The 21,367-nt window shown below is 61.2% G+C and carries 21 protein-coding genes; 13 read left to right on the forward strand and 8 right to left on the reverse strand.

What is annotated here, in order from left to right; genetic code table 11:
* Nucleotides 1-103 precede the first annotated feature (103 nt).
* The 9 genes from mdcA to madM all read left to right on the forward strand — a co-directional run bounded on the left by mdcA (nucleotide 104) and on the right by madM (nucleotide 7,317).
* Nucleotides 104-1,774 (forward strand): malonate decarboxylase subunit alpha, encoded by a 1,671-nt coding sequence (gene mdcA, locus ACV8MC_RS08500; RefSeq protein ID WP_016772750.1) that lies wholly within the window; start codon nucleotides 104-106, stop codon nucleotides 1,772-1,774.
* Nucleotides 1,774-2,631, forward strand: a complete 858-nt coding sequence (locus ACV8MC_RS08505) for a triphosphoribosyl-dephospho-CoA synthase (protein WP_457265010.1) — start codon at nucleotides 1,774-1,776, stop codon at nucleotides 2,629-2,631. Before mdcA ends, ACV8MC_RS08505 begins: the two co-directional genes overlap by 1 nt.
* The gene (locus tag ACV8MC_RS08510; RefSeq protein ID WP_056786420.1) at nucleotides 2,631-2,930 is read left to right on the forward strand and encodes a malonate decarboxylase subunit delta; all 300 of its coding nucleotides are present in this window, start codon (nucleotides 2,631-2,633) and stop codon (nucleotides 2,928-2,930) included. The genes ACV8MC_RS08505 and ACV8MC_RS08510 overlap by 1 nt, the downstream gene beginning before the upstream one ends.
* The gene (locus ACV8MC_RS08515) at nucleotides 2,923-3,774 is read left to right on the forward strand and encodes a biotin-independent malonate decarboxylase subunit beta (RefSeq protein WP_252877046.1); all 852 of its coding nucleotides are present in this window, start codon (nucleotides 2,923-2,925) and stop codon (nucleotides 3,772-3,774) included. Before ACV8MC_RS08510 ends, ACV8MC_RS08515 begins: the two co-directional genes overlap by 8 nt.
* A complete protein-coding gene (gene mdcE / locus ACV8MC_RS08520; protein WP_457265013.1) occupies nucleotides 3,771-4,556 on the forward strand; it encodes a biotin-independent malonate decarboxylase subunit gamma in 786 nt (261 codons plus the stop codon). Before ACV8MC_RS08515 ends, mdcE begins: the two co-directional genes overlap by 4 nt.
* Nucleotides 4,550-5,170 carry a malonate decarboxylase holo-ACP synthase gene (locus tag ACV8MC_RS08525; RefSeq protein WP_457265015.1) on the forward strand — a complete coding sequence of 207 codons (621 nt, stop codon included), beginning with the start codon at nucleotides 4,550-4,552 and terminating at the stop codon, nucleotides 5,168-5,170. Before mdcE ends, ACV8MC_RS08525 begins: the two co-directional genes overlap by 7 nt.
* Nucleotides 5,167-6,087 carry a malonate decarboxylase subunit epsilon gene (gene mdcH / locus ACV8MC_RS08530; RefSeq protein ID WP_457265016.1) on the forward strand — a complete coding sequence of 307 codons (921 nt, stop codon included), beginning with the start codon at nucleotides 5,167-5,169 and terminating at the stop codon, nucleotides 6,085-6,087. The genes ACV8MC_RS08525 and mdcH overlap by 4 nt, the downstream gene beginning before the upstream one ends.
* 67 nt (nucleotides 6,088-6,154) lie before the next feature.
* Nucleotides 6,155-6,547, forward strand: coding sequence for a malonate transporter subunit MadL (gene madL, locus ACV8MC_RS08535; RefSeq protein WP_016772756.1), 393 nt, complete (start codon nucleotides 6,155-6,157; stop codon nucleotides 6,545-6,547).
* A 5-nt stretch (nucleotides 6,548-6,552) separates the two neighbouring features.
* Nucleotides 6,553-7,317 carry a malonate transporter subunit MadM gene (gene madM, locus ACV8MC_RS08540; protein ID WP_457265018.1) on the forward strand — a complete coding sequence of 255 codons (765 nt, stop codon included), beginning with the start codon at nucleotides 6,553-6,555 and terminating at the stop codon, nucleotides 7,315-7,317.
* 198 nt (nucleotides 7,318-7,515) lie between these two features.
* On the opposite strand, the gene ACV8MC_RS08545 is transcribed toward madM, so the two are convergent.
* Nucleotides 7,516-8,436 carry a LysR family transcriptional regulator gene (locus tag ACV8MC_RS08545; protein ID WP_056786436.1) on the reverse strand — a complete coding sequence of 307 codons (921 nt, stop codon included), beginning with the start codon at nucleotides 8,434-8,436 and terminating at the stop codon, nucleotides 7,516-7,518.
* Between the two features lie 140 nt (nucleotides 8,437-8,576).
* Here ACV8MC_RS08545 and trhA point away from each other — a divergent pair, with 140 nt between their 5' ends.
* The gene (trhA, locus tag ACV8MC_RS08550) at nucleotides 8,577-9,194 is read left to right on the forward strand and encodes a PAQR family membrane homeostasis protein TrhA (RefSeq protein ID WP_039757573.1); all 618 of its coding nucleotides are present in this window, start codon (nucleotides 8,577-8,579) and stop codon (nucleotides 9,192-9,194) included.
* A 175-nt stretch (nucleotides 9,195-9,369) separates the two neighbouring features.
* Here the strand turns inward: trhA and ACV8MC_RS08555 are convergent, their stop codons facing one another.
* Both ACV8MC_RS08555 and ACV8MC_RS08560 read right to left on the reverse strand, forming a co-directional pair.
* Nucleotides 9,370-10,089 carry a 16S rRNA (uracil(1498)-N(3))-methyltransferase gene (locus ACV8MC_RS08555; RefSeq protein ID WP_095181344.1) on the reverse strand — a complete coding sequence of 240 codons (720 nt, stop codon included), beginning with the start codon at nucleotides 10,087-10,089 and terminating at the stop codon, nucleotides 9,370-9,372.
* Between the two features lie 208 nt (nucleotides 10,090-10,297).
* Nucleotides 10,298-11,704: an adenosylmethionine--8-amino-7-oxononanoate transaminase gene (locus ACV8MC_RS08560; protein WP_252868416.1), complete on the reverse strand. Its 1,407-nt coding sequence runs from the start codon at nucleotides 11,702-11,704 to the stop codon at nucleotides 10,298-10,300.
* 224 nt (nucleotides 11,705-11,928) lie between these two features.
* Here ACV8MC_RS08560 and ACV8MC_RS08565 point away from each other — a divergent pair, with 224 nt between their 5' ends.
* Complete coding sequence (locus ACV8MC_RS08565) at nucleotides 11,929-13,698, forward strand: flavin monoamine oxidase family protein (RefSeq protein ID WP_056786445.1); 1,770 nt, start codon at nucleotides 11,929-11,931, stop codon at nucleotides 13,696-13,698.
* Nucleotides 13,699-14,060: 362 nt separating this feature from the next.
* Here ACV8MC_RS08565 and ACV8MC_RS08570 read toward each other — a convergent pair whose 3' ends face one another.
* Nucleotides 14,061-14,558, reverse strand: a complete 498-nt coding sequence (locus ACV8MC_RS08570; protein ID WP_252877040.1) for a hypothetical protein — start codon at nucleotides 14,556-14,558, stop codon at nucleotides 14,061-14,063.
* A 300-nt stretch (nucleotides 14,559-14,858) separates the two neighbouring features.
* Between ACV8MC_RS08570 and ACV8MC_RS08575 the strand changes: the two genes are divergently transcribed.
* Together ACV8MC_RS08575 and ACV8MC_RS08580 are read left to right on the forward strand one after the other, a co-directional pair.
* Nucleotides 14,859-15,410: a cytochrome b gene (locus tag ACV8MC_RS08575; RefSeq protein ID WP_041476792.1), complete on the forward strand. Its 552-nt coding sequence runs from the start codon at nucleotides 14,859-14,861 to the stop codon at nucleotides 15,408-15,410.
* 31 nt (nucleotides 15,411-15,441) lie between these two features.
* Nucleotides 15,442-16,020, forward strand: a complete 579-nt coding sequence (locus tag ACV8MC_RS08580) for a YceI family protein (protein WP_039757580.1) — start codon at nucleotides 15,442-15,444, stop codon at nucleotides 16,018-16,020.
* A gap of 249 nt (nucleotides 16,021-16,269) precedes the next feature.
* Here ACV8MC_RS08580 and ACV8MC_RS08585 read toward each other — a convergent pair whose 3' ends face one another.
* From ACV8MC_RS08585 to metF, 4 genes are all read right to left on the reverse strand, one after another.
* Nucleotides 16,270-18,132, reverse strand: a complete 1,863-nt coding sequence (locus ACV8MC_RS08585) for a DEAD/DEAH box helicase (protein ID WP_016772767.1) — start codon at nucleotides 18,130-18,132, stop codon at nucleotides 16,270-16,272.
* 221 nt (nucleotides 18,133-18,353) lie between these two features.
* The gene (locus ACV8MC_RS08590; RefSeq protein WP_056786449.1) at nucleotides 18,354-19,166 is read right to left on the reverse strand and encodes a substrate-binding periplasmic protein; all 813 of its coding nucleotides are present in this window, start codon (nucleotides 19,164-19,166) and stop codon (nucleotides 18,354-18,356) included.
* Between the two features lie 87 nt (nucleotides 19,167-19,253).
* Nucleotides 19,254-20,336 (reverse strand): hypothetical protein, encoded by a 1,083-nt coding sequence (locus ACV8MC_RS08595; protein WP_457265023.1) that lies wholly within the window; start codon nucleotides 20,334-20,336, stop codon nucleotides 19,254-19,256.
* Nucleotides 20,337-20,409: 73 nt separating this feature from the next.
* Nucleotides 20,410-21,255, reverse strand: coding sequence for a methylenetetrahydrofolate reductase [NAD(P)H] (metF, locus tag ACV8MC_RS08600; protein ID WP_056786871.1), 846 nt, complete (start codon nucleotides 21,253-21,255; stop codon nucleotides 20,410-20,412).
* Nucleotides 21,256-21,367: the final 112 nt, after the last annotated feature.

Raw genomic sequence — 21,367 nt, forward strand, 5'->3', positions numbered from 1 at the left:
TTGAACGTTACGCTCAGCGTAATGATTCACCGCCCAGCTTGATTGATGCCCTCACCGCACACGCCTAACTTGGCTCCACGACAGCGAACCCCGTGGAGTGAGCATGACAACAACAATTTCCCCCGACTCGCGCTGGACGCGGCGGCGTGACGAGAAGCAGCGCCGGCTCGACAAGGTGCGCGGGCTCGCCGATGGCGCGGTGTTGCCTAGCGACAAGATCGTCGCCGCGCTCGAAGCGCTGATCCATCCCGGCGACCGCGTGGTGCTGGAGGGCAACAACCAGAAGCAGGCGGATTTCCTTTCGCGCTCGCTGGCCAAGGCCGACCCGGCCAAGCTCCACGATCTGCACATGATCATGCCCAGCGTCGGCCGCTCCGAGCACCTTGATCTGTTCGAACGTGGCATTGCCCGCAAGCTCGATTTCTCCTTCGCCGGCACCCAGAGCCTGCGCATCAGCCAATTGCTCGAAGATGGCTTGCTCGAAGTCGGCGCCATTCACACGTACATCGAACTCTACGCCCGCCTCGTCGTGGACCTGATCCCCAACGTTGTGCTCTCGGCCGGCTTCATGGCCGACCGCGCTGGCAACATCTACACCGGCCCGAGCACCGAAGACACCCCCGCACTGATCGAACCGGCGGCGTTCAGCGACGGTATCGTTATCGTCCAGGTCAACCAATTGGTCGATGACGTCAGCGAGCTGCCTCGCGTAGACATTCCCGCTTCATGGGTCGATTTCGTCGTGGTCGCCGACAAGCCGTTCTACATCGAACCGCTGTTCACTCGCGACCCACGGCACATCAAGCCTGTGCACGTGCTGATGGCGATGATGGCGATTCGCGGGATCTACGAAAAACACAATGTACAGTCACTCAACCACGGCATCGGTTTCAACACCGCCGCCATCGAATTGATCCTGCCGACCTACGGCGAATCCCTCGGTTTGAAAGGCAAGATCTGCCGCAACTGGACGCTCAACCCGCACCCGACGCTGATCCCGGCGATCGAAAGCGGCTGGGTCGAGAGCGTGCATTGCTTCGGCACCGAACTGGGCATGGAAAACTACATCGCCGCTCGGCCCGATGTGTTCTTCACTGGCCGCGACGGCTCGCTGCGCTCCAACCGCATGGTCTGCCAACTGGCCGGGCAATACGCGGTGGATCTGTTTATCGGCGCGACATTGCAGGTCGATGGCGACGGCCATTCCTCGACCGTGACTCGGGGCCGTCTCGCCGGTTTCGGTGGTGCGCCAAACATGGGCCACGACCCGCGCGGCCGCCGTCACGGCACCCCGGCGTGGCTGGACATGCGCCACGCCGACGGGCCGCAACCGATGCTCGAACGCGGCAAGAAACTCGTGGTGCAAATGGTCGAGACCTTCCAGGAGGGCGGCAAACCGACCTTCGTCGAAACCCTCGACGCCGTGGAGGTGGCGAAGAAAAGCGGCATGCCGCTGGCGCCGATCATGATCTACGGCGACGACGTTACCCACCTGCTCACCGAAGAAGGCATCGCCTACCTGTACAAGGCGCGCTCGCTGGAAGAACGCCAGGCGATGATCGCAGCGGTCGCCGGGGTTACCGCCATCGGCCTGCGGCACAACCCGAAAGACACCGAACGCATGCGTCGCGAAGGCCTGATCGCCTTGCCCGAAGACCTCGGCATCCGCCGCACCGACGCCACCCGCGAATTGCTCGCGGCGAAAAGCGTCGCCGATCTGGTCGAGTGGTCCGGCGGCCTGTACAACCCGCCCGCCAAATTCAGGAGCTGGTAATGCACGCATTTAACCTGCAAGCGAAACCGCTTTCTCTGGCTGACCGCTTGGCCGATCTGGCGGTGGACGCACTGATCGACGAAGCCGATCTGTCGCCGAAACCGGCGCTGGTCGATCGTCGCGGCAATGGCGCACACACCGATCTGCACCTGGGCCTGATGCACGCGTCGGCGCTGGCATTGTGGCCGGCATTCAAGGAAATGGCCGAGGCCGCGCTGGAGATCGGTGAAGTCGGTTTGCCGTTGCGCGAAGCGATCGGCCGCATCGGCCGCGAGGGCGAACAAGCGATGCTCGTGACCACCAACGGCGTCAACACCCATCGCGGTGCGATCTGGGCATTGGGACTGTTGGTGACGGCCGCCGCGCTGCAACCGAAATCCATCGCCCTGTGCGCCGCCCGCCTGGCACTGCTCGACGACCGCTACGCACCGACGCCGCTCAGCCATGGCGCACAGGTCGCCCAGCGTTACGGCGCACGCGGTGCTCGCGAAGAAGCGCAACTGGGCTTCCCGTCCGTGCTGCAACGCGGCCTGCCGCAACTGCATAAAAGCCGCGCCAACGGCCACGGCGAACAGAACGCCCGGCTCGATGCATTGCTGGCGATCATGACCGAGCTGGCCGACACCTGCGTGCTCTACCGCGCTGGCGAACCGGGCTTGCACGCCATGCAGGCCGGCGCGCAAGCGGTGCTCGATGCCGGCGGCAGCGCCAGCCTCAGCGGTCGTCGTCGCCTGCACGAACTGGATCAACAACTCATCGCATTGAATGCCTCGCCCGGTGGCGCCGCTGACTTGCTCGCGGCCACGCTGCTGCTCGATCGCATCGAGCGCGACGGCATTGTTCAGGGAGCGTTTTGATGGAAAGCCTATCGTTTGAATTCCCCGCCGGGCAGCCGCCACGCGGGCGGGCGCTGGTCGGTTGTGTCGGCTCGGGTGATCTGGAAGTGCTGATCGAACCGGGTCTGGCCGGCAAGCTGACGATCAACGTGCAGACCTCGGTCAACGGCGCGCAGCAGCGCTGGCAGCACCTGTTTGCGCGGATGTTCGACGGCACCACGCCACCGGCGATGGCCATCGATATCCACGATTTCGGCGCGACGCCGGGGGTGGTGCGCTTGCGTCTGGAACAGGGTTTCGAGGAGATCGGCCATGACTGACAGCGCAGCGTTGCTGAACAAACACAGTTTCGTTGAACTTGGCGCACGGCAGCGGGCGAAAGCCTTGCTCGACGCCGGGACCTTTCGCGAACTGCTTGATCCGTTTCAACGGGTCATGTCGCCATGGCTTGAGCGCCAAGGTGTGGTGCCGCAAGCCGACGACGGCGTGATCATCGCCAAGGGCAGCCTCGACGGTTTGCCGGTGGTCATCGCAGCGATTGAAGGTGCGTTTCAGGGCGGCAGCCTTGGCGAAGTCGGCGGGGCGAAGATTGCCGGTGCGCTGGAACTGGCTGCCGAAGACAACCGCAACGGCATCCCCACCCGCGCGGTATTGCTGCTGGAAACCGGTGGCGTGCGCTTGCAGGAAGCCAATCTAGGGCTGGCGGCGATTGCCGATATTCACGCGGCGATTGTCGATCTGCAGCAATACCAACCGGTGGTCGGCGTGGTCGCCGGCAGCGTCGGTTGCTTCGGCGGCATGTCGATTGCTGCGGCGCTGTGCAGTTATTTGCTGGTGACCCAGGAAGCACGTCTCGGCCTGAACGGCCCGCAGGTGATCGAGCAGGAAGCCGGGATCGAGGAATACGACTCCCGCGACCGGCCCTTCATCTGGAGCCTGACCGGCGGCGAACAGCGTTTCAACACGGGACTAGTGGACCGTTATGTCGGCGATGATGTGGCGCAGATTCGCCAGCAGGTCGGTGAATTGCTCCAGCAAGGCTTGCCGGCACAGGCACGCAGTCAACGCGCCGAGTGGTTCCTGCAACGCCTCGGCAAGCTGAACACTGACCAGCAAATCGAACCGTCGGTGGTTCGCGATCTGTATCAAGGAGTGCGCTCATGAGCGGTTATTCATTGCGCGGTTTGCACTGGTTCAACGCCTTGAGCACCGGCGCTGAAAGCGTCGAAGGGTTGCCGCCGTCATTGAAAGTGGCCGACGCTGAGCTCGGGCGTTTTATCGCCGTGGTCGCCGACCCGGACAATCGTTTCCCCCGCGCCCGCAATGGCGAAGTCGGTTTGCTCGAAGGCTGGGGGTTGGCCAAGGCTGTGGATGACGCGATCAGCGCCGACCGCGACAACGCGAAGAAGCGCCCGATCATCGCCATCGTCGATGTACCGAGCCAGGCGTATGGCCGCCGCGAAGAAGCCCTCGGCATTCATCAGGCGCTCGCCGGCGCGGCGGACAGTTATGCCCGTGCACGCTTGGCCGGCCATCCGGTGATTGCGCTGCTGGTGGGCAAGGCCATGTCGGGTGCGTTTCTCGCCCATGGTTATCAGGCCAATCGCCTGATCGCGCTGCGCGACCCCGGCGTGATGGTCCACGCGATGGGCAAAGCCTCGGCGGCGCGGGTGACCTTGCGCAGTGTCGAGGAACTGGAAGCGCTGGCCGCCAGCGTGCCGCCCATGGCCTACGACATCGACAGCTACGCCAGCCTCGGCCTGCTCTGGGAAACCCTCTCGGTGCAGCAGATCGAACAACCGACGGCGGAAGATCTGACGCGCGTGACTGAGTGCCTCAAGCAAGCGATCAACGATGTGACCAGCACAGATTTGAAAGGGCGCCTTGGTGCGAGTAATCGTGCCGCCTCCAGCCGCGTCCGCGAACTGCTGAGGGCGCAGTGGTGAACCTGCCCCTGGCCCATGATCTGCTCTGGGGCATGACCCCGGCGCAGTTGCCGGCGGATGCGCCGGCGTGGGCGATCGCGGCGCTGGCGGCCGGGCAACCGGTGGTGGTGCGCCGGGCCTTGAGCGAGGAAGGTCTGGTCGCGGTCGGTGTGCGCGGTGTGTTGCGTGAACAACGGCTGGCGGCGTTTATGGCGCTGGATTCGATTGCCTGTCGGGTCAGTCCCGAAGCCCTTTGTCATGTTGAGTGTGAGCGAGATCTGCCGGTGATGCAGGCGCTCAAACAACTGCGGCCGATGCTCGATGACTGCCGTTGGGTCTGGGGTGTCAGCGGCAGTGTCGGGTTTGAATTGGCCAGTGGTTTTGCAGCGATGCATGCGGCCAGTGATCTCGATCTGATTCTGCGTGCGCCGCAGATGATCGGCCGTGATCAGGCGCGCGAACTGGTCGCGCTATTTGATCAAACTGTGTGCCGAGTCGACATGCAATTGCAGACCCCATTCGGCGCTGTGGCCTTGCGGGAATGGGCCAGCGGTTCGGCCCGAGTGCTGCTGAAAAATGCGCATCAGGCTGCATTGGTGACGAATCCGTGGCACCCGCAGGAGCAGGCAGCGTGAGCAGCCTGTTGGTGTTCCCCGGCCAGGGCGCGCAGCAAGCGGGCATGCTCCAGCGTTTGCCTCGGGAAACGTTGGTCGAGGCCAGCGATGTGCTCGACGAGGATGTTTTGCAGCTTGATTCAGCCGAGGCATTGCGCACGACCAGAGCGGTTCAGCTGTGCCTGCTGATCGCCGGTGTCGCTGCTTCGCGGCAGTTATTGCAGGATGAACTGACTGCGGATTACGTCGCCGGTCTGTCCATCGGCGCTTATCCGGCAGCAGTGGTGGCGGGAGCCTTGAGTTTCAGCGATGCGCTGCATCTGGTCAGCCTGCGCGGTGAGCTGATGCAGCAGGCTTATCCACAGGGCTACGGCATGACCGCGATCATCGGCTTGCAGTTATCCACCGTCGAAACGCTGCTGGCGCAAGTGCACAGCGAAGATTCGCCGGTGTACCTGGCCAATATCAACGCCGATAACCAAGTGGTCATCGCCGGCAGCGACAAGGCCATGCAAGCAGTGGCCGAACTGGCGCGCAGTCGCGGCGCCGGAGTGGCGAAGCGGCTGGCGGTGAGCGTGCCGTCGCACTGCCCGTTGCTGGAAAAACCGGCGCAGGCGCTTGCCGAGGCCTTCGCCAAGGTTGAACTGAAGAACCCGAAAATCGCTTATCTGAGCGGCAGTCGCGCAAGGCCTGTTGCCAAAGTCGAAGCGCTGCGCGATGACCTCGCTTTCAACATGTGCCGCGTGGTGGACTGGCGCGGCACCGTGCAAAGCGCCTACGAGCGCGGCGTGCGTCTACAGATCGAACTGCCGCCCGGTGCGGTGCTGACCGGGCTGGCGCGCCGGGTGTTCGAGCAGGGCACCGTCACTGCCTTCGACAGTGCCCGCCTCGATACCCTGCAAGCGCTGTTGCGCGAGGAGGGTGGCCGCCAACTCTAAAACCGCCGCGACTCAAGCTTCGAACAACAAAAACAACATTCGACGATGCACTTTGAGGACTACAACAATGATTATTTACGGTGTGGCGTTTCTCGCCTTTTGCACGCTGGTCGGTATCTGGGTCGGTGAATTGCTCGGCAAGCTGATCGGCGTGCCGGCCAACGTCGGTGGCGTCGGCATTGCGATGCTGCTGTTGATCGGCCTGGGCAGCTATCTCTACAAGAGCGGCTGGCTCAAGGGCAAGACCGAGCAGGGCGTGGAGTTCTGGAGCGCGATCTACATTCCCATCGTGGTCGCCATGGCCGCGCAGCAGAATGTCTACGGTGCGCTGAAGGGCGGGCCGATGGCGATTCTTGCCGGCACCCTCGCCGTAGTGATCGCTTTTGCCTTGGTGCCGGTGCTGACGCGCATGGGCAACAAGCAAGAAACGCCGATTGCTCCTGCCAAGACTGCGGGGTAATCGCCATGTACGAATCAATGATGAAAGTGATCACCGGCTACGGTCTGATCAGCGGCTTTTTGATTGTCGGCCTGACCATGTGGGTGTCCTACTGGATGTCCAACACCTTCACCAAGGGCCGTTTGCACGGTTCAGCGATTGCGATTCTGCTCGGGCTGGTGCTGTCGTATATCGGCGGCGCACTCACCGGTGGGCAAAAAGGCGTGGTGGATATTCCCCTGCTGTCCGGCATCGGCCTGCTCGGCGGTGCGATGCTGCGGGATTTCGCGATTGTGGCGACGGCGTTTGGCGTGAGTGTCGATGAGCTCAAACGGGCCGGATTCGTCGGTGTGCTGGCGCTGTTTGTCGGCGTTGGCACCTCGTTCGTCGCCGGCGTCGGCGTGGCGATGGCGTTCGGCTACACCGATGCGGTGAGCCTGACCACCATTGGCGCCGGTGCGGTGACCTACATTGTCGGCCCGGTGACCGGCGCGGCGATTGGTGCCAGCTCCGAGGTGATGGCGCTGTCGATTGCGGCGGGGCTGATCAAGGCGATTCTGGTGATGGTGATGACACCGTTCGTGGCACCGATGATCGGCCTGAACAATGCGCGCAGCGCGGTGATTTTCGGTGGGTTGATGGGCACCTCCAGCGGCGTTGCCGGAGGCCTGGCGGCCACCGATCCGAAGCTGGTGCCGTACGGTTGCCTGACGGCGGCGTTCTACACCGCGCTCGGGTGTCTGCTGGGGCCTTCGCTGTTGTTTCTGGCGATGCGCGGGTTGATGGGTTAGTCAATTTAAGCTGCCCTCACCCTAACCCTCTCCCAGAGGGAGAGGGGACTGACCGAGTTGTTTTGGCGTTATACATCGACCTGAAATTTCTAAGTCGAACTCAGATTCTGAAAAAGCCCCCGATCTGCTCCCTTTCCCCCTCTACCCCTTGGGGGAGAGGGCTGGGGTGAGGGGGTAGCTCTTGATTTTGATCTTGATCTAAACCCCAGCCTGCCGATTGGCATACATCCGACACTCTGCCAGCAACGCCAACAAATTCGGATCGCGCTCCTTGGCCTTGAGAAACACCACGCCAATGTGCTGCTGCAACCGGTACTTCTCCTGCAACGGAATCAGCTTCACCCGATTCTCGTACACCGCCGCAATCCGCCCCGGCAACAAGGCGTACCCCACCCCTGAGCTGACCATGCTCAGCAGGGTGAAGATGTCATTGACCTGCATCGCCACCTTCGGCTCGAACCCCGCTTGCTTGAATACCCGCACACCGTCCTGATGCGTGGCGAAGCCCTGGGTCAGGGTGATGAAGGTTTCATCGCGCACTTCCGCCAGATCGACTTCACTGCGCTGAGCGAATTTTGAATCGGCCGGGGTGGCGAGGAAGATGTCGTCGGAGAACAGCGCAATCTGTTCGCAATCGGGGTCGTTGATGCTGTCGTCCAGCGACACCAGAATCGCGTCGACTTCCATGTTTTTCAGCTTGTAGAGCAGGTCGATGTTCGAGCCGAGGATCAGGTCGATGTTGAGTTCGCTGCGGCGGATTTTCAGGCCCATGATCAGCTGCGGCACGGTTTTCACCGTCAGCGAATACAGCGAGCCGAGCTTGAAGCGCTCGGCGGAGAACCCGGCGGCTTCGCGGGTCAGGCGCACGCTGTCGACGACGTCGTTGATCAGCTTCTGCGCACGTTCTTCCAGCACATAAGCGCTTTCCAGCGGCGTCAGGTTGCGCCCTTCGTGTTTGAACAGCGGGCAGCGCAGGGCGTTTTCCAAAGAGTGAATGGCGCGGTGCACGCTGACGTTGCTGGTCTGCAGTTCGGCGGCAGCGCGGGCGAGGTTGCCGGTGCGCATGAAGGCGAGGAACACCTCGAGTTTTTTCAGGGTCAATTCTTCGTCGATCAGCATGGCGCGGACTCTTTTTGATATCGGCCGATTGTGCCCAATTCCCGCGGGCCGCGCAGGCGAGGTTGAACAGAAACATTGCGCTTTTACGCTCAAGGCCCGAGCCTTGCGCGCTGCGGTAACGAATGTGAGGTGAGCAATACATGTATCACGGGGAAAAACTCAACGCCTGGACCCATCTGGTCGGGGCCATCGCCGCGTTTATCGGCGGCGTGTGGATGCTGGTGATTGCCAGCCTCGACGGCAGTCCGTGGAAGATTGTCAGCGTGGCGATCTACGCCTTCACTTTGCTGGTGCTCTACAGCGCCTCGACCGTGTATCACAGCGTGCGCGGGCGCAAGAAAGCGATCATGAAGAAGGTCGATCATTTCTCGATCTACCTGCTGATCGCCGGCAGCTACACGCCGTTCTGCCTGGTGACGTTACGCGGGCCTTGGGGCTGGACGCTGTTCGGGATTGTCTGGGGGCTGGCGCTGATCGGCATCCTGCAAGAGATCAAACCGCGTTCCGAGGCGCGGATTCTGTCGATCGTGATTTACGCAGTGATGGGCTGGATCGTGCTGGTCGCAGTCAAACCGCTGATTGCCGCACTGGGCACGGCCGGGTTTGCCTGGCTGGCGTCGGGCGGGGTTTTGTATACGGTGGGGATTATCTTCTTTGCCCTGGATCACCGCCTGCGGCATGCCCATGGCATCTGGCATCTGTTTGTGATCGCGGGAAGTCTGCTGCACTTTGTGGCGATTCTGTTTTACGTCCTGTAAATGCAATCCCTGTGGGAGCGAGCCTGCTCGCGAAGGCGTCAGGTCAGCCAACACCTTCGTTGAATGAAACACCGCTTTCGCGAGCAGGCTCGCTCCCACAATAAATCTTCAGTGAACTCTGGTTTTGTGAACACCCTAGATCCAATGTGGGAGCGAGCCTGCTCGCGAAGGGGCCTTAGAAGTCACCCCACAGTTGCTGGGCCACCGCCAACGCCACCACCGGCGCGGTCTCGGTGCGCAACACGCGCGGGCCGAGGCGGGCGGCGTGGAAGCCATTGCCTTTGGCCTGCTCGACTTCGCCATCCGTCAACCCACCTTCCGGTCCGATCAGAAACGCCAGCGTCGCCGGTTTGGCATGGCTGACCAGCGGTTCTGCGACCGGATGCAGCACCAGTTTCAATTCGGCTTCGGTCTGCTTGAGCCAGTCCGCCAGCAATACTGGTGGATGAATCACCGGCACCCGTGAACGCCCGCACTGTTCGCAGGCACTGATCGCCACTTGGCGCCAGTGCAGCAAGCGCTTGTCGGCGCGTTCGTCCTTGAGCCGCACTTCGCAGCGTTCGCTGAAGATCGGCGTGATTTGCGTCACGCCCAGTTCGGTGGCTTTCTGAATCGCCCAGTCCATGCGCTCGCCCCGGGACAGGCCCTGGCCGAGGTGGATCTGCAGCGGCGATTCGATTTGTCCGGCGAACTGCTCGTCGATCTGCACGACCACGCGCTTCTTGCCGACGTCCACCAAGGACCCGCGAAATTCATGGCCGGAACCGTCGAACAACTGCACCGCATCGCCCTCGACCATGCGCAACACGCGGCTGATGTAATGCGCCTGGGCCTCCGGCAGTTCGTGTTCGCCAGTGCTCAGCGGGGCGTCGATAAAGAAGCGGGACAGTCTCATTTCGGGTCTCTAAAAAATTGGCGCGTAGTCACTGTGGTGAAGAGCTTTTGTGGCGAGGGGATTTATCCCCGTTGGGTGGCGAAGCCGCCCCAAAATCTGCTCACGCGGTGAGTCAGGAGTACCGCGTGTGCTGATTTCACGACTGCTGCGCAGCCGAACGGGGATAAATCCCCTCGCCACAGGGTCCTTCTCGAACCTTTGGTATCGATCAGCCCGGATCGCGGAAGCCGGGATGGAAGTCTTTCGGCACCGCAACACTGACGCTGTCACGCGTAGCAATATCAATACCTTCACTGGCCACTTCGGCCAGAAAGTCGATCTGCTCCGGGGTGATCACATACGGCGGCAGGAAATACACCACGCTGCCCAGCGGCCGCAACAACGCACCACGTTCCAGTGCATGCTGGAAAACCTTCAAGCCACGACGCTCCTGCCAAGGGTAGGCCTCTTTGGTGGCTTTATCCTTGACCATCTCGATGGCCAGGACCATGCCGGTCTGGCGCACTTCGGAGACGTTGGGGTGATCGACCAGATGCGCGGTCGCCGAGGCCATGCGCTGTGCCAAGGCTTTGTTGTTCTCGATGACGTTGTCCTGCTCGAAGATATCCAGGGTCGCCAATGCCGCCGCGCAGGCCAGCGGGTTGCCGGTGTAGCTGTGCGAGTGGAGGAAGGCGCGCAGGGTCGGGTAGTCGTCGTAGAAGGCGCTGTAGACCTCGTCGGTGGTCAGGCACGCGGCCAGCGGCAGGTAGCCGCCGGTGAGGGCTTTGGACAGGCAGAGGAAGTCCGGGCGGATGCCGGCCTGTTCGCAGGCGAACATCGTTCCGGTGCGGCCGAAGCCGACGGCGATTTCGTCGTGGATCAGGTGCACGCCGTAACGGTCGCAGGCCTCGCGCAACAGCTTGAGGTACACCGGGTGATACATGCGCATGCCGCCCGCGCCCTGAATCAACGGCTCGACGATCACGGCCGCGACGCTGTCATGATTCTCTGCCAGCGTCTGTTCCATGGCCGCGAACATATTGCGTGAGTGTTCTTCCCAGCTCATGCCGTCGTGCCGGCCGTAGCAATCCGGGCTCGGCACTTTGATGGTGTCCATCAGCAGCGCTTTGTAGGTCTCGGTGAACAGCGGCACATCGCCGACCGCCATCGCCGCCATGGTCTCGCCGTGGTAGCTGTTGGTCAGGGTGACGAAGCGCTTCTTGTTCGGCTGGCCGCGATTGAGCCAGTAGTGAAAGCTCATCTTCAGCGCGACTTCGATGCAGGACGAGCCGTTATCGGCGTAGAACACCCGGTTCAGGCCTTGCGGGGTCATCTTCACCAGGCGCTCGGACAGCTCGATCACCGGCTGGTGGCTGAAACCGGCAAGGATCACGTGTTCGAGTTGATCGACCTGATCCTTGATGCGCTGGTTGATGCGCGGGTTGGCGTGGCCGAACACGTTGACCCACCAGGAACTGACTGCGTCGAGGTAGCGCTTGCCTTCGAAGTCTTCGAGCCAAACGCCTTCGCCGCGCTTGATCGGGATCAGCGGCAGCTGTTCGTGGTCTTTCATCTGGGTGCAGGGATGCCACAACACCGCGAGATCGCGTTGCATCCACTGGTTATTCAGGCCCATTTACAGTCTCCTCGAGGCGGCTCGCGTCAGGCGCGGGCGAACAATCGCGCAAGCCTATGCAATGCATCGCGCGGGAACAACCCATTGTGTCGATTGAGCTACTTTGTCTGAGCCGATAGACGTCGCTGGCGGCGTTTTGATGGCTAACGTATTCTTCGCGGTTCTTTGAGTCGTCTGACTCGCAAAACTGCTTTTTTCCCACATGTTTTTCCGGAGTTCGCTGAATGTCTGTCGGTTGGCTGCGCGCCTGTGCGCTGGTGATGTTGGGGCTGTTCAGCGTTACGGCGCTGGCCAAGGATAAAACCGCAATCGTGATCGGCGGCGGCCTCTCGGGTCTGACCGCTGCTTACGAACTGCAGAACAAAGGCTGGCAGGTCACCCTGCTGGAGGCCAAACCGAGCCTGGGCGGGCGCTCGGGCATGGCCACCAGCGAGTGGATCGGCAACGACAAGACTCAGCCGGTGCTGAACAAGTACGTTTCGACCTTCAAGCTCGGCACCACGCCGGCGCCGGAATTTGTGCGTACGCCGGGTTATCTGATCGACGGCGATTATTTCTCCGCCGCTGATCTCGCCACTAAACAGCCAGCCACCGCCGATGCGCTCAAGCGCTACCAGAAAACCCTCGACGATCTGGCGCGCTCGATCGACGACCCGCAGAACCCGGCGGCGACCGCCACCCTGCATGCACTGGACCAGATCACCGTATCGAGCTGGCTCGACAAGCAGAACCTGCCGGCCACCGCGCGTCAGTTGATCAACCAGGACATTCGCACCCACTACGACGAACCTTCGCGTCTGTCGCTGCTGTATTTCGCTCAGCAGAACCGCGTCTATCGCGGCGTTTCCGACCGCGACCTGCGCGCCTCGCGTCTGGTCGGCGGCAGCCAGGTCCTGGCCCAGGCCTTCGTCAAACAGATCAAGACCATCAAGACCAGCTCGCCGGTCTCGGCCATCATCCAGGACAAGGACGGTGTGACCGTCAAAGTCGGCAGCGTCGGCTATCAGGCCGACTACGTTGTGCTGGCGGTACCGCTGCGCGCGCTGAACAAGATCGCCCTGACCCCGGCGCTGGATGCCCAGCATCTGGCGGCGATCAAAGGCACCAACTACGGCTGGCGCGACCAGATCATGCTGAAGTTCAAGACGCCAGTGTGGGAAAGCAAATCGCGCATGTCCGGCGAGATCTACAGCAATACCGGTCTGGGCATGCTCTGGATCGAACCGGCACTGAAGGGCGGCGCCAACGTGGTGATCAACCTGTCCGGCGATAACGCCCGTGTGATGCAGGCGTTCGGCGACAAGCAGATGGTCGATCAGGTGCTGATCCGTCTGCACGCGTTTTACCCACAGGCCCGTGGCTCGTTCACCGGTTATGAAATCCGTCGCTACAGCACCGATCCGTCGATGGGCGGCGCCTACCTGGCTTACGGCCCGGGGCAGATCAGCAAGTTCTGGCGCCTGTGGGAACGTCCGCTGCAACGCGTAGCGTTTGCCGGTGAACACACCGACACCTTGTACCCGGGCACCTTGGAAGGCGCACTGCGCACCGGCCAGCGCGCGGCTAGCCAGGTTGAAGATCTGGCGGCAGGCAAGTCGTTCGAACCGGCCAAAGTGGTTCCGGCTGCAGCTGCAGCAGGCGCGGCGGGTGCGGTAGCGGCGAAGAAGGGCAACTTCTTCAGCAACCTGTTCGGCGGTTCGGATGACGAGAAAAAGCCTGAGCCAGTGAAGGCTCCCGAGCCTGCGCCAGCGCCTGTTGCTCCAGCGCCCGCACCGACCCCGGCACCTGCACCTGCGCCGGTGGAAGCACCGAAACCAGCGGCCCCGGTGAAAGCCGAGCCGGCGAAAAAAGCAGCGGCCAAGCCAGCGGCGAAGAAGCCTGCAGCCAAAACCGAAACGAAAAAGCCGGCGGCCAAACCGGCGGCGAAAAAAGCTGAACCGGCGAAGAAGCCAGCGGCCAAGCCTGCTGCAACGACCGAGACCAAGGCGCAGTAAGGCTTTGTTCACATGAAAACGCGGCCCTCGGGTCGCGTTTTTTTTGCCCTGCGTTTCAGTTCTTCGTCATCCGGTTACGGGACTTACCGGCGTACCGGAGCCTTCCCACAAGATGCTCGGAATGAGGTGATAGCGGCTGCCAGCGCGCCAATTTTATGCTGGAAAAAATTGGAGGCATGCTATGAAAACGCTTATCGCGATACTGGTTTTGATTGCACTTTCCGGATGTAGCAACGGGCAATTTTTCCCCGGCGGCTATGGTTCTGAACTGGCGCACAAGTGCCACATAGACCCCTACAGTGCCGAATGCCTGCAACCGCCGGCAGTACTCCATAACTGATCGGCCATGAATGGCTGGTCAGTCAAAACTCCCACTTGAAGAATTCTGTCCCGTTCGGCAGTTTCCTCAGCCACTTTTGCTTGGGTTTGCGCAGGCGCCCGGGAATGAAACCGAAACGCGCCCAGCGCAGACTGCCCGTGCGCTGGTCGTAAATCACCAGGTTTCCATCGTCCTGCACAGTCATGTATGTGTTGTACCAAAGCGACTTGTCGGTGCTGTGCGTGCTTTCCGCGATCCATAATCGTCGCCTGGAGGGGTCATAAAGAAAGCCGCTGTTGCTGATCACAAACTGCAGCGGCTCGCGCATCTTCTTCGGGTGCAAAGTTGCGCTGTAAGGTTGATTGGCGTCGGCGATCCAGATGATCGCCTCACCGTCCTTGAGCACGAGGTTCCCGTCGCTTTGCAGCATCAGACGAAATCGACCGTTCTCGGATTGCAGGAATTGGCCCGCAGACATCGTTTGATTGGGCGGCAGTACAGAAGAACCACTTGCTTGAAAGGGCGTATATCGCAGAGCCATGTTTTCGTGCCTGTTTGAATAATGAAAAGAAGCATCATTCGAGCAGGTTTGAATTGCGCATCAGCGGTACATAGTTATCAGGGTCGAGTTTCGCCGTATGCGTGTGCAGAGATGACGATGGTCAATGCAGCCCCCGTCATCTGTACAAGCGCTCCACGCAGGAATCGCCTTTAATCCTTCCTTAACACCTCGCTCGCAGACTCTTGATCGTATTTATCGATATTTCAAAGCAAAATTTTCCGCTTTAATTCGATAGATAACTCGCTAGTCTTGGTTCGCAGTTCTCACAGGATTTGGGCAATGCAGCTACGTAACTCTTCTTCGCGCTATGGTTGGGTCAGCATCTTCATGCACTGGGGCGTGGCGCTGGCGGTCTTCGGGCTGTTTGCACTGGGTCTGTGGATGGTTGGGCTGGATTACTACAGCACTTGGCGCAAAGACGCGCCGGATCTGCACAAGAGCATCGGTCTGGTGCTGCTTGGTGTGATGGTGTTGCGGGTGCTGTGGCGCTTCATCAGCCCACCGCCGCCAACGCTGCAAAGCTACAGCCGCATGACCCGTATCGGCGCTAAGTTCGGCCACGGGTTTCTGTATCTGGCGCTGTTCGCTGTGATGATTGCCGGTTACCTGATTTCCACCGCAGACGGTGTCGGGATCCCGGTGTTTGGCCTGTTTGAAGTCCCTGCTCTGCTCTCCGGACTACCGGATCAGGCAGATACCGCTGGGGTGATTCATCTGTGGCTGGCGTGGGCACTGGTAATTTTTTCCGGTCTCCATGCGTTGGCAGCATTGAAGCACCACTTTATCGATCGTGATGCGACCCTCACTCGAATGCTCGGTCGCAAAGCCTGAAATTCAACCTCGACTCAAAGGAAAAGAAAGCATGTTGAAAAAGACTCTGGCCGCTCTGGCAATCGGTTCGGCCGTGCTGTCCGCCAACGTAATGGCTGCTGACTATGTAGTAGACAAGGAAGGCCAGCACGCCTTCGTCGACTTCAAGATCAGCCACCTGGGCTACAGCTACATCACCGGTACCTTCAAGGACATCGACGGCAAGTTCAGCTTCGACGCTGCCAAGCCTGAAGACAGCAAGATCGAGTTCAACGTCAACACTGCCAGCGTGTTCACCAACCACGCCGAGCGCGACAAGCACATCGCCAGCGCTGACTTCCTCAACGCCAGCAAGTTCGGCAAGGCTACCTTCGTGTCCACCAGCGTCAAGTCCACCGGTGCCAACACCGCTGACGTGACCGGCGACCTGACCCTGCTGGGCGTAACCAAGCCGGTTGTCGTCAAGGCAACCTTCCTGGGCGAAGGCAAGGATCCATGGGGCGGCTACCGTGCCGGCTTCGAAGGCACCACCACCATCAAGCGCTCCGATTTCGGCAAGCAGAAAGACCTCGGTCCTAAGTCCGACGCGGTCGAGCTGTATGTTTCGTTTGAAGGTGTGAAAGCGAAATAACTTTCGCCGCCCCATGAAAACGCCCCCGGTCGAAAGGTCGGGGGCGTTTTTTTTGTCATAACACGCTATTCCTTGTGGGAGCGAGCCTGCTCGCGAAAGCGGTGTGTCAATCGGCAAAGATTCAGCTGACCCGCCGCCTTCGCGAGCAGGCTCGCTCCCACAGGGGTATTGCGGTGTGGCAGAGATAATCGAGGTAAAAAAATGCCCCGGCTCTTTCGAGTCGGGGCATTTTTCATGGCGGGTTGAAACTCAGCGATTGCGGGTCAGCAGTGCTGGTTTCTCGCCACGCGGGCGGCTTGGCAGTTGATCGAGCTGCTCAGGCGTCGGGAAGCGGTCGGCTTTCGATTCCTTGTGCATGATCTTCGGCCCGTTGCTGCGCGGGTTCTGCACGGCCGGTTCGCTGCGAGGCTGATCGTCACGGGCCGGGCGGCGATTGCGCGGCGCGGATTCGTCGCGGCGACCCTGACCGTCACGCGGTGCGCCATTGCGCGGGCCGCTGCGTTTGGCCGGTGGTGTGCCGGTGCTCGAGCCGTTGCTGTTGCGCGGACCGTTCTGGCGACCCTGGGGCTGACCGCCACGGGGTGCGCCAGCGCCTTGCGCCGGTGCACCCGGACGACGGCCACGGCCGCCGGCAGGAGCGGCTTTCGGCACGTAGTCGACGCGGTTACCGAAGTTATCGATATCGTCGTCGAGGAACTCGTCCGGGGCACGGTCAGCTGCTGCACGCGGTGGCTGGCTCGGGCGCTGTTCGCGGCTCGGGGTGCCTTCGCGCGGTTTCTGCTGACGGGCAGGGCGCTCGCCACGTTCACCGGCCGGTTTTTCCTTGCCCTTGTCTTTGCCTTTGTCCTTGCGACCACCACCACCGCCGCCGCCATTCGGACCGTCGCCACGCGGGCCACGGGAATTGCGCGGGTTGCGGATGTCCGGACGCTCGCGGGCTTCCGGCTTCTCGGCTTCGATGGTGCTGGAGTCGAAGCCCATCAGATCGCCGTCGGCAATCTTCTGCTTGGTCATGCGCTCGATGCTTTTCAGCAGTTTTTCTTCGTCCGGCGCGACCAGCGAGATCGCCTCGCCCGAACGACCGGCGCGGCCGGTACGGCCGATACGGTGCACATAGTCTTCATCGACGTTCGGCAGCTCGAAGTTGACCACATGCGGCAACTGATCGATGTCCAGGCCACGGGCAGCGATGTCGGTGGCAACCAGAATGCGTACTTCGCCGGCCTTGAAGTCGGCCAGGGCTTTGGTGCGCGCGTTCTGGCTCTTGTTACCGTGGATTGCCACAGCCGGCAGGCCGTGTTTGTCCAGGTATTCAGCGAGACGGTTGGCGCCGTGCTTGGTGCGGGTAAAAACCAGTACCTGTTCCCACGCGCCGGCGGTGATCAGGTGCGCCAGCAGCGCACGTTTGTGGCTGGCGGGCAGGCGGAACACGCGTTGTTCGATGCGCTCGACCGTGGTGTTCGGCGGCGTCACTTCGATGCGTTCCGGGTTGTGCAGCAGTTTGCCGGCGAGGTCGGTGATGTCTTTGGAGAAGGTCGCCGAGAACAGCAGGTTCTGGCGCTTGGCCGGCAGGCGTGCGAGGACTTTCTTCACGTCGTGCACAAAACCCATGTCGAGCATGCGGTCGGCTTCGTCGAGAACGAGAATTTCCACGTGGGACAGATCGACGCTGCCCTGGCCGGCGAGGTCGAGCAAGCGACCCGGGCAGGCGACGAGAACGTCGACGCCACGGGACATGGCCTGGACCTGCGGGTTCATGCCGACGCCGCCGAAGATGCAGGCGCTGACGAATTTCAGGTCACGGGCGTAGATCTTGAAGCTCTCGTGCACCTGAGCCGCGAGTTCGCGGGTCGGGGTCAGGACCAGCACGCGAGGTTGGCGCGGGCCGTGACGCTGGGATTTGTCCGGGTGACCGTTGGGGAACAACCGCTCCAGAATCGGGAGGGCGAAGCCGCCGGTTTTACCGGTACCTGTCTGAGCCGCCACCATCAGGTCGCGACCTTGCAACACGGCGGGAATGGCCCGCTGTTGCACCGGAGTAGGCTCGGTATAGCCCGCATCTTCGATGGCACGGACTAAAGCCTCGGAGAGACCGAGGGAAGCAAAGGACATGAGTAATCCTGTTTTAGTTAGGGCTTGGCCCAATGGGAGTCTTGCCTGGCGCGAATCACGTTTAAGAGGACGCAATCCCGTCCGGTCCAGCGGCGGTTCCGAAGGCACGTCAGGAGCGCTCGCGCGGGCTGGAAGCTGCGCTGTAGCGGGTCGAGAGGCCTGTTACGGTTCCGGGCGTCCGGGCGTGAGCCTGGCGGGAACGCCGGAGTATAACAGAGCAATCACTGCGCGCTGCTTTCCTGCTGCTCAACGGTTTCGCCGCTGGCCGTGGCCGAGCGCAGTGATGCCCTATCGACAGGCGCGGCACCGTAGCGCGCGCTGAGCTCCGCGTAGGCCGGTTCGCGCTTGAAACGCTTGAGCTCGGCACCGAAGCGCTGCACCAGCAAATCCATGCCGGCATTGCGCCGAACTGCAAGAAACTGGCTCTGACGGCTGATAACCGTCGGGTTTTCCGTGATCAGATCGCGAATATTCAGCTCATCGAGCAAATGCTGACCGACGCGGCGATCGGTAATCAGCAGGTCAATCCGCCCACGCACGAGTTTGCCGAAATTGGCTTCATGAGTTGGCGCCGGCTCACGGGTAAACAGGTCCGACTGGCTGAAGTCAGGGCTGTACAGATAACCCGGCGAGGTGCCGATGGTCAGGCCTTTGAGTTGTTCGAGGGTGTTGAATGGATGCGGCCGCTCGTTGGCGTAGAACATCACGAATTCGACGTCGGACAGCGGTTCGCTGGGGTAGAGCAGAGTGGCGTCGCGTTCGGCGCTGTGAAAGATGTCCAGCGCACCGTCGGCTTGACCGGTCTCGAGCATCGACAGGCAGCGCTTCCACGGCAGGAACTGCCATTCCACTTCAATGCCCAGGCGCTGGAACACGATGGCGGTGGTTTCGTAGTCAAGACCGAGGTTTTTACCACCCTGTTCGTAGACGTAAGGCGCCCACGGCTCGGTGACAATACGCAACTTCTCCCCCCGAGCGGCGACGCTCAGGCAAGTCAGAAGAATAACGCTCAGCAGTTGGGCAATAAGGGGCATGGCCTGAGGTTAGTACGCGAAACGCCTGATGAGAAGCTCTGGCATGCATGTTTCGCGCAGACCCCGGGCGCAATGGCCGCGATGGCCTTATTTGCTTGCGGTTTTCAGCAGGTGTTGGTGGACCTTCGCGTGACGCGAACCAAGGATCCGCTTGACCAGGCCGCGACTGAACCAGTCCCTGAGCAAGTGCCTGCAAACCGGCTTGCCGATGCGTTGCTGCTGGTTTTCCAGCGCCTTGTCCCACCAGACCGCTGCACACGCCTGATCGAACTCGTTGGGATGTTCATAGCAGCCGTAAAGGATTTCGCGAATGAACTGACGCAGATGTGCCGGCAGCAGCAACGTGACGAGCTTGTAGAACATCCGCTGCAGTCGCGGTGGTCGAGGCAGTTGCGGTGATACACGTCGGGTGTCGTCCAGTGCAGCCTCGCCGGTCGGGTTGTCGCCATGTTTGGCGACCCAGGCCTGAACCTTGGCCCTGAACAGGTGCTTGCGGCTCCAGTAATGGTGAATCAGATCCGGGCACTTGTTGACGTCCAGCGTGCGATAGGCAGCCACTGACAGGCAGAACTCTTCGAGGGTGTAGGCGCCCTGTGCCGACGGGAACAGCTCATCGATCAAAGCGATGGAGCGGTCGAGCACGTGAGCGTCCTGGCGGTGCAAGCCGATGACGCCGGAGTTGAGCAGGCGCATGTGATCGTCAGTCAGGCCTTTGTCCAGCAGTGTTGCCGACAGCGTGCGATAGAGCAGGCTCATCTTGTTGTCGCCATAGCGAGCGTAGTAGTCGTTGCACAGCAGGGTGCCGGGCTGCACCCGCTCGAACAGTTTGAGCGGCGAGCAGTGGAAAAACGTATCGGTGTCGATCAACAGCGCCGTTTCATGCTCTTCAAGTACCGAGCGCAACGCGACATGTTTGATGCGGAAATGATAACCGTGGGGCTCGCTCCATTTCTGGCGCGTTTCGGCGTCCAGCGGGCGAATGCGTACGGGGAGATGCTCGTAGGGTTGCGGGTTGTCGCTGAAGACCTGGATATCGATCGGGGCATCCGGTGTCTCGCGCAACCACGCCAGAGCACTGGCGATGCTGAAAACAGCTTCCTGATGGTAAGTCTCGGCACCGAAAACCAGATAGACCAGTTGAGGGCGTGTTTTTGTTTGCGCGCAGATCATCGACGACAATATTCCATTTGTGCTTTTCAGTGAAAAGGCCCGGTGAGGGCCTTTTTTATCGCATGGAAAACCTTCAGCGCGGCAGCTTGAGGTTGTTCCAGATGGCCAGGCTAGGTTCGGCCTGGTTCATCGAGTAGAAGTGCAGCCCCGGTGCGCCGCCCTGCAGCAGGCGTTCGCACATTTCGCTGACGACTTGTTCGCCAAAGCTTTGAATGCTTCGCGTGTCATCGCCGTAGGCTTCCAGTTGCTTGCGGATCCAGCGCGGAATTTCCGCACCGCAGGCATCGGAGAAGCGCGCGAGTTTGCTGTAGTTGGTGATTGGCATGATCCCCGGCACGATCGGCAGATCCACGCCCAGCGCCTGCAAACGGTCGACGAAGTAGAAGTAGCTGTCGGCGTTAAAGAAGTACTGGGTGATCGCGCTGTCGGCACCGGCCTTTGCCTTGCGCACGAAGTTGGCGAGATCGTCTTCGTAGTTGCGTGCTTGCGGATGCATCTCCGGGTAAGCCGCGACTTCGATATGGAAATGATCGGCGGTTTCTTCACGAATGAATTCCACCAGCTCATTGGCGTGACGCAGCTCACCGCTGGTCATGCCCATGCCGGACGGCAGGTCGCCACGCAGGGCAACGATGCGCTTGATGCCGGCAGCCTTGTATTCGTTCAGCAGGCCGCGCAGGTCGTCCTTGCTGTCACCGACGCACGACAGGTGCGGTGCGGCGGGTACCTTGACTTCGCTTTCCAGCTGCAACACGGTGTTGAGCGTGCGATCACGGGTCGAACCGCCAGCGCCGTAGGTGCAGGAAAAGAAATCAGGATTGTAGGTGGCCAACTGGCGGGCAGTGGCGAGCAGCTTTTCTTGCCCGGCATCGGTCTTGGTCGGGAAAAACTCGAAGCTGTAGCGACGGTCTTGGGACATGGTCATACCCTTGGAAACAAGTACCTTCGAGGCGCTGCAATCCGGTGTGGTAGCGAGCCTGCTCGCGAAAGCGCTGGGTCAGACAACACGGATGTTGAATGATAAGCCGCCT

The sequence above is a fragment of the Pseudomonas sp. PK-RTE-24 genome (assembly GCF_054052265.1).

Coding starts and splice junctions, on each gene's coding strand:
- ACV8MC_RS08505 (WP_457265010.1), top strand. CDS start 1,774: ATGCACGCATTTAACCTGCAAGCGAAACCGCTTTCTCTGGCTGACCGC.
- ACV8MC_RS08545 (WP_056786436.1), bottom strand. CDS start 8,436: ATGCTGATCGACGAAGAATTGACCCTGAAAAAACTCGAGGTGTTCCTC.
- mdcE (WP_457265013.1), top strand. CDS start 3,771: ATGAGCGGTTATTCATTGCGCGGTTTGCACTGGTTCAACGCCTTGAGC.
- madM (WP_457265018.1), top strand. CDS start 6,553: ATGTACGAATCAATGATGAAAGTGATCACCGGCTACGGTCTGATCAGC.
- trhA (WP_039757573.1), top strand. CDS start 8,577: ATGTATCACGGGGAAAAACTCAACGCCTGGACCCATCTGGTCGGGGCC.
- ACV8MC_RS08575 (WP_041476792.1), top strand. CDS start 14,859: ATGCAGCTACGTAACTCTTCTTCGCGCTATGGTTGGGTCAGCATCTTC.
- ACV8MC_RS08565 (WP_056786445.1), top strand. CDS start 11,929: ATGTCTGTCGGTTGGCTGCGCGCCTGTGCGCTGGTGATGTTGGGGCTG.
- ACV8MC_RS08585 (WP_016772767.1), bottom strand. CDS start 18,132: ATGTCCTTTGCTTCCCTCGGTCTCTCCGAGGCTTTAGTCCGTGCCATC.
- ACV8MC_RS08570 (WP_252877040.1), bottom strand. CDS start 14,558: ATGGCTCTGCGATATACGCCCTTTCAAGCAAGTGGTTCTTCTGTACTG.
- ACV8MC_RS08560 (WP_252868416.1), bottom strand. CDS start 11,704: ATGGGCCTGAATAACCAGTGGATGCAACGCGATCTCGCGGTGTTGTGG.
- metF (WP_056786871.1), bottom strand. CDS start 21,255: ATGTCCCAAGACCGTCGCTACAGCTTCGAGTTTTTCCCGACCAAGACC.
- ACV8MC_RS08510 (WP_056786420.1), top strand. CDS start 2,631: ATGGAAAGCCTATCGTTTGAATTCCCCGCCGGGCAGCCGCCACGCGGG.
- ACV8MC_RS08580 (WP_039757580.1), top strand. CDS start 15,442: ATGTTGAAAAAGACTCTGGCCGCTCTGGCAATCGGTTCGGCCGTGCTG.
- ACV8MC_RS08590 (WP_056786449.1), bottom strand. CDS start 19,166: ATGCCCCTTATTGCCCAACTGCTGAGCGTTATTCTTCTGACTTGCCTG.
- ACV8MC_RS08555 (WP_095181344.1), bottom strand. CDS start 10,089: ATGAGACTGTCCCGCTTCTTTATCGACGCCCCGCTGAGCACTGGCGAA.
- ACV8MC_RS08515 (WP_252877046.1), top strand. CDS start 2,923: ATGACTGACAGCGCAGCGTTGCTGAACAAACACAGTTTCGTTGAACTT.
- madL (WP_016772756.1), top strand. CDS start 6,155: ATGATTATTTACGGTGTGGCGTTTCTCGCCTTTTGCACGCTGGTCGGT.
- mdcA (WP_016772750.1), top strand. CDS start 104: ATGACAACAACAATTTCCCCCGACTCGCGCTGGACGCGGCGGCGTGAC.
- ACV8MC_RS08595 (WP_457265023.1), bottom strand. CDS start 20,336: ATGATCTGCGCGCAAACAAAAACACGCCCTCAACTGGTCTATCTGGTT.